At 64.5% G+C, this 12,786-nt stretch carries 11 protein-coding genes; 6 read left to right on the top strand and 5 right to left on the bottom strand.

The genetic code is table 11. The features are described from left to right. The first annotated feature begins 4 nt into the window (after positions 1-4). The 6 genes from Q7J44_RS12335 to dxs are packed head-to-tail and all read left to right on the top strand — an operon-like array spanning position 5 to position 5,108. Positions 5-886: an SPFH domain-containing protein gene (locus Q7J44_RS12335; protein ID WP_304880275.1), complete on the top strand. Its 882-nt coding sequence runs from the start codon at positions 5-7 to the stop codon at positions 884-886. Next, positions 883-1,152 (top strand): NfeD family protein, encoded by a 270-nt coding sequence (locus Q7J44_RS12330; protein WP_304880384.1) that lies wholly within the window; start codon positions 883-885, stop codon positions 1,150-1,152. The genes Q7J44_RS12335 and Q7J44_RS12330 overlap by 4 nt, the downstream gene beginning before the upstream one ends. Further along, a complete protein-coding gene (locus Q7J44_RS12325; protein WP_304880273.1) occupies positions 1,145-2,071 on the top strand; it encodes a histone deacetylase family protein in 927 nt (308 codons plus the stop codon). Before Q7J44_RS12330 ends, Q7J44_RS12325 begins: the two co-directional genes overlap by 8 nt. Next, complete coding sequence (locus Q7J44_RS12320; protein ID WP_304880271.1) at positions 2,068-2,319, top strand: exodeoxyribonuclease VII small subunit; 252 nt, start codon at positions 2,068-2,070, stop codon at positions 2,317-2,319. The genes Q7J44_RS12325 and Q7J44_RS12320 overlap by 4 nt, the downstream gene beginning before the upstream one ends. Beyond that, on the top strand, positions 2,316-3,185 hold the full coding sequence (locus Q7J44_RS12315) for a polyprenyl synthetase family protein (protein ID WP_370693003.1): 870 nt from the start codon (positions 2,316-2,318) through the stop codon (positions 3,183-3,185). The genes Q7J44_RS12320 and Q7J44_RS12315 overlap by 4 nt, the downstream gene beginning before the upstream one ends. Before the next feature lie 9 nt (positions 3,186-3,194). Beyond that, the gene (gene dxs / locus Q7J44_RS12310; protein ID WP_304880269.1) at positions 3,195-5,108 is read left to right on the top strand and encodes a 1-deoxy-D-xylulose-5-phosphate synthase; all 1,914 of its coding nucleotides are present in this window, start codon (positions 3,195-3,197) and stop codon (positions 5,106-5,108) included. 93 nt (positions 5,109-5,201) lie between these two features. Here dxs and Q7J44_RS12305 read toward each other — a convergent pair whose 3' ends face one another. The 5 genes from Q7J44_RS12305 to gltB all read right to left on the bottom strand — a co-directional run bounded on the left by Q7J44_RS12305 (position 5,202) and on the right by gltB (position 12,784). Beyond that, positions 5,202-5,867, bottom strand: coding sequence for a glutathione S-transferase family protein (locus Q7J44_RS12305; RefSeq protein WP_103335242.1), 666 nt, complete (start codon positions 5,865-5,867; stop codon positions 5,202-5,204). Positions 5,868-5,957: 90 nt separating this feature from the next. Then, a complete protein-coding gene (gene gph / locus Q7J44_RS12300; protein ID WP_304880266.1) occupies positions 5,958-6,632 on the bottom strand; it encodes a phosphoglycolate phosphatase in 675 nt (224 codons plus the stop codon). Further along, positions 6,629-7,318 (bottom strand): ribulose-phosphate 3-epimerase, encoded by a 690-nt coding sequence (gene rpe / locus Q7J44_RS12295; RefSeq protein WP_304880264.1) that lies wholly within the window; start codon positions 7,316-7,318, stop codon positions 6,629-6,631. The genes gph and rpe overlap by 4 nt, the downstream gene beginning before the upstream one ends. Positions 7,319-7,430: 112 nt before the next feature. After that, positions 7,431-8,165: a monofunctional biosynthetic peptidoglycan transglycosylase gene (gene mtgA / locus Q7J44_RS12290; RefSeq protein ID WP_304880262.1), complete on the bottom strand. Its 735-nt coding sequence runs from the start codon at positions 8,163-8,165 to the stop codon at positions 7,431-7,433. An 80-nt stretch (positions 8,166-8,245) separates the two neighbouring features. Next, a complete protein-coding gene (gltB, locus tag Q7J44_RS12285; RefSeq protein WP_304880260.1) occupies positions 8,246-12,784 on the bottom strand; it encodes a glutamate synthase large subunit in 4,539 nt (1,512 codons plus the stop codon). Positions 12,785-12,786: the final 2 nt, after the last annotated feature.

Here is a 12,786-nt window from a genome sequence, read left to right as displayed (position 1 = left end):
TGTAATGGATTTCAACCAGTTTCTGGGCGGCAATGCGGTGTTTCTGGCCATCGCCGTCTTCATCATCCTGTGCATCTTTCTGGGCGTGCGGATCGTGCCGCAGTCGGAAAAGCATGTGGTCGAACGTTTTGGGCGTCTGCGGTCGGTGCTGGGACCGGGGATCAACTTCGTGGTGCCGTTTCTGGACCGGGTGGCGCATAGAATCTCTATCCTGGAACGCCAGTTGCCGACCGCCAGTCAGGATGCCATCACCGCCGACAACGTGCTGGTAAAGGTGGAAACGTCGGTCTTTTACCGCATCACCGAACCGGAAAAGACCGTCTACCGCATCCGCGATATCGATGGTGCGATTGCCACCACGGTGGCCGGGATCGTGCGCTCTGAAATCGGCAAGATCGAGCTGGATCAGGTGCAATCGAACCGCGCCCAGCTGATTGAACGCGTGCGCGAACAGGTGACGGCCATGGTCGATGACTGGGGGGTCGAGGTGACGCGGGCCGAGATTCTCGACGTCAATCTGGATGAGGCGACCCGCGCCGCCATGCTGCAACAGCTGAACGCCGAACGCGCCCGCCGCGCACATGTGATGGAGGCCGAGGGCCGCAAACGCTCGGTTGAACTCGCCGCCGATGCCGACCTGTACGCCGCCGAACAGCAGGCCAAAGCCAAGCGGGTGACGGCGGATGCCGAGGCCTATGCCACATCGGCCATCGCCGTGGCGATCCGCGAATCGGGGCTGGAGGCGGCGCAGTACCAGCTGGCACTGGCGCAGGTGGATGCACTGGCCAAGGTGGCGCAAGGCCCGGGCAAGCAGACCATTCTGATACCCGCACAGGCGCTGGATGCCTTTGCCGACGCGTTCAAGATGCTGAAAGGGCGCGTCTGATGTGGGCTGTCTGGTGGGTCTGGATCGTGGCAGGCTTTGCGCTTGGCGTGCTGGAGGTGCTGGCACCGGGCTATATCTTCGTGGGCTTTGCCATAGGGGCGGTTGTGGTGGGGGCCGGGTTGGGCCTTGGCCTGCTGGGCGGCAGTCTGGCGGTGTTGCTGCTGGTGTTTGCCGTCGCCTCGCTGGTGGCCTGGCTGGTGCTGCGCCGGGTGCTGGGGGTGCGCAAGGGGCAGGTCCGGCTGTGGGACCGCGATATCAATGACTGAGCCGGTTCTGGTTCTGACGCATGACGATTGCCTGTCGCATGTGACCCCGCCCGGCCACCCGGAACAGGTGGCGCGGCTGGCGGCAGTGGAGCGGGGGTTGCATGGCCTGACCATAGACCGGCAGGCAGCCCCGATGGGCGACGTAGAGGACGTGCTGCGCTGCCATCCGCAGCGCCACATCGACCGTATCCGCAGGGCGGTGCCTTCAACCGGCTGGGCACCGCTGGATGGCGATACGATCCTCTCGCCCGGCTCTTACACCGCCGCAATGCGCGGCGTCGGCGCGATCTGTCACGCAGTCGACCATGTGCTGACCACAGGCCGCCGCGCCTTTGTCGCCACCCGCCCGCCGGGCCACCATGCGGAACGCGAAACCGCCATGGGCTTTTGCCTGTTCGGCACCGTGGCCATCGGGGCCATGCGCGCGCTCGACCACCATGGCCTGTCCCGCGTGGCCGTGCTCGACTTCGACGTCCACCATGGCAACGGCACGCAGGATCTGCTGTGGGATGAGGCGCGGGTGCGCTTTGTCTCCTCCCATCAGATGCCGCTGTATCCCGGCACAGGCCACCCCGATGAACGCGGCGCGCATGGCCAGATCACCAACCTGCCTCTGGCCGCAGGCTCAGGCGGCGCGCAGATGTGGGCCGCGTGGCAGCCGGTCCTCGATGCCCTGCGCGACTGGAAACCCGAACTGATCCTGATCAGCGCCGGGTTCGACGCCCATCGCGATGACCCGTTGGCGGGCCTGAACTGGACCACGCAGGATTTCGCCCGCCTGACCCGCGCCATCTGCGATCTGGCGGAAGACTGCTGCGCGGGCCGGGTGGTATCGGCGCTGGAGGGCGGTTATGATCTGGACGCATTGGCCGACAGCGTGGCCGCGCATGTGACAGAACTGGGAAGGCAAGCCGCATGACCGACAAACCCGCCGAAAAGCCCGTATCGGGCATGAGCTTTGAAGAGGCGATGGCCGCATTGGAACAGGTCGTGGGCCAGCTCGAACGCGGCGATGTGGCACTCGATGCCTCTATCGCGCTTTACGAACGCGGCGCGGCATTGAAGGCGCATTGCGAGGCCCGGCTGAAAGACGCCGAGGAAAAGGTGGAACTGATCCGCGCCGCCGAAGGCCGCGCCATCGGCACCACCCCGGTGGAGGGGATGTGAGCTTTCCCGCAGCACTCGCCCGCGCCGGTGGGCTGATCCAGTCCCGGCTGGACCACGCCCTGAGCGACAAGGCCGATGAACCCGTGATCCACGCGATGCGCTATGCGGTCAGCGGCGGCAAACGCCTGCGCGGCTTTCTGGTGCTGGAAACCGCCGCCCTGTTCGGCCTGCCGCCCGAGCGTGCCATCAGCGCGGCGGCGGCTGTGGAATGCCTGCACGCCTATAGCCTCGTGCATGACGACCTGCCGTGCATGGACAATGACGACCTGCGCCGCGGCCAGCCCACCGTGCATGTGAAATGGGACGACGCTACGGCGGTGCTGGCCGGTGACGCCCTGCAAACGCTGGCGTTTGAGCTGCTGTGCGACCCGGCGCTGGGCAATGGCGACACCCGCATCGCGCTGGTGCAGGGTCTGGCAGTGGCCTCGGGGGCCGAAGGCATGGTGCTGGGTCAGGCGCTGGACATCGCCGCCGAAACCAGCCCCGCCCCACTGACCCTGCCGCAGATCACCCGGCTGCAGGCGGGCAAAACCGGCGCGCTGATCCGCTGGTCCGCCGAAGCGGGGGCCGTGATCGCCGGGGCCGACCCTACGCCGCTGCGCGCCTATGCCACCGCCCTCGGCCTCGCCTTCCAGATCGCCGACGACATCCTCGATGAAACGGGGGATGAGGCGCAGACCGGCAAACGCCTGCACAAGGATGCAACCGCCGGCAAAGCCACCTTCGTCTCGCTTCTGGGGCTGGACGGCGCGCGCGCAAGGGCGCGTGATCTGGTCGCAGAGGCGACGGCCCACCTTGCCCCCTATGGTGACAGCGCCGGAACCCTGATAGACGCCGCGCGTTTCGTGATCGCGCGCGACAGCTGAAAGCCAAAGATGACCGACCGACCCAAAACCCCGCTGCTTGACCGTGTGACCCTGCCCTCAGACATGAAGGCGCTGACGGACCGTGAGCTGCGGCAACTGGCCGATGAGCTGCGCGCCGAGACCATTTCGGCGGTCTCGGTGACCGGCGGCCATCTGGGCGCTGGCTTGGGCGTGGTTGAACTGACCGTGGCGTTGCACGCCGTGTTCGACACCCCGCGCGACAAGATCATCTGGGATGTCGGCCACCAGTGCTATCCGCACAAGATCCTGACCGGGCGGCGCGACCGCATCCGCACCCTGCGGGCCGAAGGCGGGCTGTCAGGCTACACCAGACGCTCAGAGTCCCCCTATGACCCGTTCGGTGCCGCCCATTCCAGCACCTCGATCTCCGCCGCCCTCGGCTTTGCCATGGCCGCCGATCTGGGCGGTGATCCGGGCGATGCGGTGGCGGTGATCGGCGATGGCTCCATGAGTGCGGGCATGGCGTTTGAGGCGATGAACAACGCGGGCCACCTGAAAAAGCGGCTGTTCGTGGTGCTGAACGACAATGAAATGTCGATCGCCCCCCCGGTCGGTGCGCTGTCCAGCTACCTCAGCCGCCTCTATGCCGAAGCCCCGCTGCAGGACCTCAAGGCCGCCGCTAAGGGGGCCCTGGGCCTGCTGCCGCCGCCGTTTCAGGAAGGCGCGCGCCGGGCCAAGGAAATGCTCAAGGGCATGGCGATGGGCGGCACCCTGTTCGAAGAACTGGGGTTCTCCTACATCGGCCCGATTGACGGGCATGACCTCGACCAGCTGCTGCCGATCCTGCGCACCGCAAAGGCCCGTGCCACCGGCCCGATCCTGCTGCATGTGCTGACCAAAAAGGGCAAAGGCTACGCTCCGGCAGAGGCCGCGCGCGACCGGGGCCACGCCACCGGCAAATTCGATGTGCTGACCGGCGTGCAGGCCAAGGCCGCCTCCAACGCGCCCAGCTATACCAAGGTCTTCGCCCAATCCCTGATTGCCGAAGCCGAGCGTGACGAGAAAATCGTCGCCGTCACCGCCGCGATGCCCGACGGCACCGGCCTCAACCTGTTCGCTGACCGCTTCCCGCGCCGCTGCTTTGATGTCGGCATCGCCGAACAACACGCCGTCACCTTCAGCGCGGGCCTCGCCGCAGGCGGAATGAAGCCGTTCTGCGCGATCTACTCCACCTTCCTGCAACGCGGCTATGATCAGGTGGTGCATGACGTGGCCATCCAGCGCCTGCCCGTCCGCTTCGCCATCGACCGTGCCGGTCTGGTCGGGGCCGACGGCGCCACCCACGCAGGCAGTTTCGACGTGGCCTTCCTCGCCAACCTGCCCGGCATGGTGGTGATGGCAGCAGCCGACGAGGCGGAACTGACCCATATGGTCGCCACCGCCGTGGCGCACAACGACGGACCCATCGCCTTCCGCTTCCCGCGCGGCGATGGCGTCGGCGTGGACCTCCCCACCCGTGGCATGCCTTTAGAGATCGGCAAAGCAAGGCTGATCACCTCGGGCAACCGCGTTGCCCTCCTCTCTTTCGGCACCCGGCTACAGGAAACCCTGAAAGCCGCCGAGAGCCTCGCGCAAAAGGGTCTCACCCCCACCGTCGTCGATGCCCGCTTTGCCAAACCGCTCGACCGCGACATGATCCTCAATCTCGCCCGCAACCACGAGGCGCTGATCACCATCGAAGAAGGTGCCATCGGCGGCTTCGGCAGCCATGTCGCGCAGTTGCTGGCCGAAGAAGCCATCTTCGACACCGGCCTGAAATACCGCTCCATGGTCCTGCCCGACACCTTCATCGACCACGCCTCACCCGAGGCGATGTACCGCACCGCCGGGATGGATGCGGCACAGATCGAGGCCAAGGTGCTGCAAACCCTCAACATTGCATCCCTGGCAAAACGCGCCTGATCTGCACCTTTCTCAAATACTCATCTGACTCCGGCACCGCACAAGCTGCGGCGTCAGATCCATCCGTTGATCTTTCGCAGAAATATCGTGCCCTCAGAAATCCAGATCGGCGTAATGCGCCGGCGGCGGGAATCCCGGCACCTGATCGGCGAGCAAAGTGCGGAAACTGGGCCGCGATTTGATCTTGGCATACCAGTCCTTCACCGTGGCCGACCGGTTCCAGTCCACATCGCTGATGTAGTCGAGGCAGGACAGATGCGCGGCGGCGGTGAAATCGGCCAGCGTCATGATATCGCCCGCCAGCCAGCGGCGCTGGTCCAGAATCCACGCCATATAATCCAGATGAAACTTGATCCGCCCGGCCCCGAATTTCACATTCTTCGAATCCGGATAGCCCAGCTTCATCACCTTCTTGTTCACCCGCTCGTACAGCAGTTTGGATGTCACCTCGGCATGGAACTTGTCGTCAAACCACGCACAGATCCGCCGCACCTCATAGCGCACTTCCGGGTCGCGCGGCATCAGCGCGGGTGTCGGAAAGGTCTCATCCAGATATTCGCAGATCGCCTGGCTCTCGCTCAGCGTCTTCTGCTCCATCTTCAGGATCGGCACTTTGCCCGCCGGGTTGCGGCGCAGAAAATCGGGGCTGGGTTCCCAATACCGCTCTTCCACCAGCTCCACCTCCAGCTTCTTTTCCGCCAGCGTCAGACGCACTTTGCGGCAAAAGGGAGAGAGCGGAAAATGGTAAAGGCGGATCATGCAGCACCCGTGTAAATTTTGTGCAACTGATACAGGCCAACCTGCCGGGGTTCAATGCGCAACCGCCCCCTGCCGCGCAGGCCGGTCAGTCTATGCCGGTTCAGAGGTTCCGGCCTGCATCCCGGCCAGAACATCGGACAGGCGGGAAAAATCGGAAAACGCCGCCCGGTGCGGCAGCCCGGGCACCGGCGTCTTGCGATACCCTTCGGTGAACAGCGCAAACGGCACCCCTGCCGCCACAGCCGTCGCCGCATCCACCTCACTGTCACCGACATAGATCGCAGGCCCACCCCCAAGCGCCGCGATGCAGGCGTGCAGCGGGGCCGGGTCGGGCTTGGTCACCGCCAGAGAGTCGCCACCGATCACCACGCCGAAAAACCCCTCCAACCCCAGATCGCGCAGCACGGCCCGCGCCGGGGCCTCGGGCTTGTTGGTGCACACCGCCATCGCATGGCCCGCCTGCTGCAACCGGGTCAGCGCCTCGATCACCCCCGGATACACCCGGGTCAAAGCATTGGTGCCCGCATTGTAATGGCCCAGTGTGACACCAACCAGACGCGCATGGTCGCTTGGGTCCATCCCACAGTGCCCGATCACCCGCTGCACCAGATTGGGCAGGCCAAGCCCGATAAAGGAGGTTACCACCGCCAGATCCAGCGCCTCCCGCCCCTCCCCCGCCAGCATCCGCGCCACAGCGGCGTGGATGTCGGGCGCGGAATCTACCAGCGTGCCGTCCAGATCAAACACCAGATGCGCGACGCTCATCGTGCCGCCTCTGCCGCCGCGCGGATGGCGCGGATGTTGTCGCCATAGGGCCCCGGATTGCCGACCGACCCGCCCTTGAACACCGCCGACCCCGCCACCAGCACATCGGCCCCCGCCGCCGCCACCAAGGGCGCAGTTTCCACCGTCACCCCGCCGTCAATCTCGATATGCACCGGCCGGTCGCCGATCATGGCCCGCAGCGCCCGCACCTTTTCAATCTGGCTGTGAATGAACTTCTGCCCGCCAAAACCGGGGTTCACCGTCATCACACAGATCAGATCGACCATATCCAGCAGATACGCCACATCTTCCACCCCCGTCCCCGGGTTGATCGCCAGCCCCGCCTTGGCCCCCGCCCCGCGAATGGCCTGAAGCGTGCGGTGAATATGCGGCCCGGCCTCCAGATGCGCCGTAATCACATCGGCCCCGGCCTGCGCAAAGGCGTCAATATACGAATCGACCGGCGCGATCATCAGGTGAACATCCATCACCCCCTTGATATGCGGGCGGATGGCCGCACAGGTGGCAGGCCCGAAGGTGATGTTGGGCACGAAATGCCCGTCCATCACATCCACATGCACCCAGTCGCAGCCCTGCGCCTCAATCGCCTCACACTCCGCGCCGAAATTCGCGAAATCGGCGGCCAGAATCGACGGCGCGATCTTGATGTTGCGGTCAAATGTCATGCGATTTTCCCCTTTGGCACCCTGGCCCGACCGGACCCTCTGCGGCCCCTTCAACCGTGGAACGGCTGCCTTCGTCAATGGGCCATAAAACCCCCGGCGTCAGACCAACGTCTTACCTGAAGCAGCCATCGCGCCCGTCAGCCGCAATGGTCTCGGCCCCCGAGATGATCGACCGCGTCCGGTTGCGCACAAAGTTTGACGGGTTCGACGCCGATCGCGCTTTCGGATCGGGCAGAATCGCCGCCAGCCGCGCCGCCTGCAAAGCGGTCAGGGCGCGGGCATCGGTGCCGAAATAATGCTGCGCCGCCGCCTGCACGCCGAACACGCCCTCATCAAATTCGGCAATGTTCAGATAGACTTCCAGAATCCGCTGCTTTGACCAGACCAGCTCCACCGCCGGGGTCAGCACGCCCTCCATCGCCTTGCGCAGCCAGGACCGGCCGTGCCACAGGAACACATTCTTCACCACCTGCTGACTGATCGTCGATGCCCCCCGGTTGCCCCCCTGCGCCACCGCCGCGCGGATGGCGTTCATGTCGAACCCCCAGTGCAGGCAGAAATTCGCATCTTCTGCCGCCACCGCCGACCGGCCCATCACCGGCGCGATATCGTCAAACGCCACCCATTCGCGCTGCACGCCACCAAGCCGGGCCGATTCCTGCAGCTGGTAGATATTGACCGGCGGGTTGAGGAAGGAAAAAAGCACCACCAGCAGCGCAAAGACCCCCGCCACGCCCAGAACCCCCCTCACCGCCCAGCGCAGCACGCGCCGCCGCAGCGCGCGGGCGGGGGCCAGCAGCGGAACGGTATCAGTGCCCTTGCGGGATTTTCGGGGTGAGCTGGCCATACCCTGTTAGGCCCCAAGCCGGAGACGGGGTCAAGACAGACCACAAAGCAAAGGGCCCCGCAGGGGGCCCTTTGATGTCTTTACTCCGCCGGAACCTTCACCGGCTCATCGCTCAGCGGGTGCGGCAGATGCACCAGCATTTCGGTCGGGCAGACCTGCAGGAAGTTGGCGCGCTCTGCCTCCCAGTTCGACAGGATCGTGCGCGCCTTGCGGCTGCCGGTCTCATGCGCATGGGCCTCGATCAGGCTGCGCAGCTGCGCATCCCAATGCGGGTGGCTGACAGCACAGGTGACCAGCGATTCCAGGTTGATGAAATCTTCGGCCACGCCATCCGGGTCGTACAGATAGGCCATGCCCCCGGTCATCCCGGCCCCAAAATTCGCGCCGATCCGGCCCAGAATCACCGCCACACCGCCGGTCATGTATTCACACCCGTTCGACCCGCAGCCTTCAACCACCACCTTAGCACCCGAGTTGCGCACGGCAAACCGCTCTCCGGCGCGGCCTGACGCGTAAAGATAGCCATCGGTCGCCCCGTACAGCACGGTATTGCCGATGATGGTGTTTTCCGACGCGTCCAGCGGCGACGACATCATCGGCCGCACCACAATGGTGCCCCCCGACAAGCCCTTGCCCACATAGTCATTGGCGTCGCCCATCACCTCCAGCTTCAGCCCGCGCGCCGCAAACGCCCCCAGCGACTGCCCGGCATTGCCGGTCAGCTTCACCGTCAGATGGTCGGGCTGCAAGCTGTTGCGCATCCCGAACTTGCGCACGATATGGCTCGATGCGCGCGTGCCGATGGTCCGATGGGTGTTGCGCACCGCATAGGACAGCTGCATCTTCTCGCCCTCTTCAAAGAAGCGGGCACCATCACGGATGATCTCGGCATCCAGCGTATCAGGCACCGCATTGCGCGGGCGCGTACGATCATAGGTGATCCGGTTCGCGCCATCGACGGTGATCAAAAGCGGGTTGAGGTCCAGATCATCCAGATGCGCCGCACCACGACTGACCTGAGTCAGCAGATCGGCCCGCCCGATGATCTCATCCAGGGACCGCGCGCCGATTCCGGCCAGCAGCTCGCGCACTTCCTGCGCGTAAAAGGTGATCAGGTTCACCACCTTGTCCGCCGTGCCGGTGAACTTCTTGCGCAGCTCTTCGCTTTGCGTGCAGACCCCCACCGGGCAGGTGTTGGACTGGCACTGCCGCACCATGATGCAGCCCATCGCGATCAGCGCGGCGGTGCCGATGCCGTATTCCTCGGCCCCCATCATCGCCGCCATCACCACATCGCGGCCCGTGCGCAACCCGCCGTCGGTGCGCAAGGTCACCCGGTCGCGCAGGTTGTTCATGCTCAGCACCTGATGCGCCTCGGTCAGGCCCATCTCCCACGGCAGGCCGGCATATTTGATCGATGTGCCGGGCGATGCCCCGGTGCCGCCATTGTGGCCGGAAATCAGGATGATATCGGCCTTGGCCTTGGCCACCCCCGCCGCAATCGTGCCCACGCCCGACGACGACACCAGCTTCACCGTCACCTTGGCGCGCGGGTTGATCTGCTTGAGGTCATAGATCAGCTGCGCAAGGTCTTCGATGGAATAGATATCATGGTGCGGCGGCGGCGAGATCAGCGTCACCCCCTTGGTCGAATGCCGCAACCGCGCGATCAGCTCGGTGACTTTCATCCCCGGCAGCTGCCCGCCCTCACCCGGTTTCGCCCCTTGGGCAACCTTGATTTCCAGCTCTTCACAGGCGTTCAGATATTCCGCGGTGACGCCAAAGCGCCCGGAAGCCACCTGTTTGATCTTGGCCGATGGGTTGTCGCCATTGGCTTCGGGCAGGAAATGCGCCGGATCTTCGCCGCCTTCGCCGCTGTCGGATTTGGCACCGATGCGGTTCATCGCGACGTTCAGGGTTTTGTGCGCCTCTGGCCCGAGGGCCCCGAGGCTCATGCCCGGCGTGACAAACCGCTTGCGGATAGAGGTGATGCTCTCCACCTCCTCAATCGGCACCGGCTTGCCCAAGGGCTTGATGTCGAGCAGATCGCGGATGTGGATCGGCGGATTGGCCCGCATCGCCGCCGTATACTGCTTCCAGATGTCAAAGCTGGCCCGGTCACAGGCCGCCTGCAGCATGTGCATGGTCTGCGCTTCCCAGGCGTGCTTCTCACCCGACCGCCGCGCCTTGTAGAACCCGCCGATCGGCAGCACATCCGCGCCGCCCAGCCAGCCCTTGGCGTGAACCTCTTCCAGCTTCTGCTCAATCCCGGTCAGGCCGATGCCCGAAATCCGGCTGTGCATGCCGGGGAAATACTCCGCCACCATGGCGCGGCTCAACCCCACCGCCTCAAAGTTGAGGCCCCCGCGATAGCTGGAGATCACAGAGATCCCCATCTTCGACATGATCTTCAGCAACCCGCCGTTGATCGCATCACGATACCGACGCATCGCATCGGTCAGGCTGCCATCCAGCAAGCCACGGGCAATCCGGTCGGCAATGCTGTCCTGCGCCAGATAGGCGTTCACCGTGGTCGCGCCACAGCCGATCAGCACCGCAAAGTAATGCGGGTCGATACATTCGGCAGACCGCACGTTGACCGAACAAAACGTCCGCAGCCCCTTGCGCGTCAGCCAGCTGTGCACGGCACTGGTGGCCAGGATCATCGGCATCGGCACCTTGTCAGGCCCCTGATGTTCGTCGGTCAGCACCAGATGGCTGGCACCCGAGCGCACGGCATCCTCCGCCTCGGCCCTTATCCGCTCCAGCCCCTGCCGCAGATCGTCCAGCCCCGCCGTCACCGGGAAGCTGCAGTCGATATAGGCCACCTGCTCGCCGAAATGTTTGCACATCACGTCAAATTCGGAATTCGCCACAAACGGGCTTTCCAGCACCAGAATCTCGGTCTGGCTGGAGTTTTCGTCCAACACGTTCTTGAGGTTGCCGAACCGCGTCTTCAGGCTCATCACCCGGCTTTCGCGCAGGCTGTCAATCGGCGGGTTCGTCACCTGGCTGAAGTTCTGCCGGAAGAAATGCGACAGCGGGCGGTAGATGCTGGACAACACCGCCGCCGGCGTATCATCGCCCATGCTGGCAATCATTTCCTTGCCGTCTTCAGCCATCGGCGCCAGAACCTGCTCAAGCTCTTCCACCGTGAACCCGGCGGCAATCTGGCGGCGGCGCAGATCAGCCCCGTCGAACTGCGCCCGTTCCGGCACATCGTGCAGCAGGCTGTTCAGGTCGATGACCTTTTCGATCCACTCGCCATAAGGGTTCGACGCGGCCAGCTTATCCTTCATCGCCGCGTCGTGGTACAGCTTGCCCGCCTTCATATCGACGGCAATCATCTGCCCCGGCCCAAGTGCGCCCTTTTCGCGGATGGTGGTTTCATCCACCGGCACCATGCCCGCCTCGGACCCGGCGATCAGCAGGCCATCCCCGGTCACCACATAGCGCATCGGCCGCAACCCGTTGCGGTCAAGCCCGCCGCAGACCCAGCGGCCATCGGTCATCGCCAGCGCGGCAGGCCCGTCCCAAGGCTCCATCACCGCGTTGCAATAGGCGTACATATCGGCCCAGGCTTTCGGCATGTCGGTGGTGGTCTTCGACCACGCTTCCGGCACCAGCATGGTTTTCGCCATCGGGGCCGACCGGCCCGAGCGTACCATCACCTCAAACACCGCATCCAGCGCGCCGGAATCGGACGTGCCCGACGGGATGATCGGCTTGATATCCTCAGCCGCATCGCCAAAATTGTTCGACGCCATCCGGATCTCGTGGCTTTTCATCCAGTTGACGTTGCCCTTCAGCGTGTTGATCTCGCCGTTATGGGCCAGCATGCGGAACGGCTGCGCCAGCCACCACTGCGGGAAAGTGTTGGTGCTGTAGCGCTGGTGATAGATCGCAAAGGCGGACTCGAACCGTTCGTCCATCAGGTCGGGGTAGAAGGTGGCCACCTGTTCGGCCAGCATCATGCCTTTGTAGATGATGGACCGGCACGACAGGCTGCACAGATACACACCCTGAATCTGCGCAGCGATGGCCGCTTTTTCGATCCGGCGGCGGATGATGTACAGCTCACGCTCGAACTGTTCCTGATCGATGTCCTTTTCACAGCGGATCAGAATCTGCTCGATCTCGGGCCGGGTGGCATTGGCCTTCTCCCCAAGCACGGTGGTATCCACCGGCACATGCCGCCAGCCATAGATATAGTGCCCCATGCGCAGCACTTCGGCCTCAACAATCGTGCGGCACCGCTCCTGCGCGCCAAAATCGGTGCGCGGCAGAAACACCTGCCCGACGGCCACCAGCTTGTGAATGTCCGGCTCGTGCCCGGTGCGGCGGATCACGTCATAAAAGAACTTGACCGGAATCTGCACGTGAATACCGGCGCCGTCGCCGGTTTTCCCGTCGGCATCCACCGCGCCCCGGTGCCAGATCGCCTTCAGCGCGTCGATCCCCGATTGCACAACCTTGCGGCTCGGCTTGCCGCTGATCGCCACCACAAGACCCACACCGCAGGACGAATGCTCGTCATCGGATTTGTACAGGCTGTTGGCGTCCATAAAGGCGCGCTTGGTCTCTTCGGCTTTTACCCAGGCATCATCATAGATCGTCATGG

The organism is Pseudotabrizicola sp. (assembly GCF_030656345.1).
Lineage (GTDB): Bacteria > Pseudomonadota > Alphaproteobacteria > Rhodobacterales > Rhodobacteraceae > Pseudotabrizicola.
The sequence above is the reverse complement of the archived record's forward strand: the minus strand, read 5'-3'. Positions and strand labels throughout refer to the sequence as shown.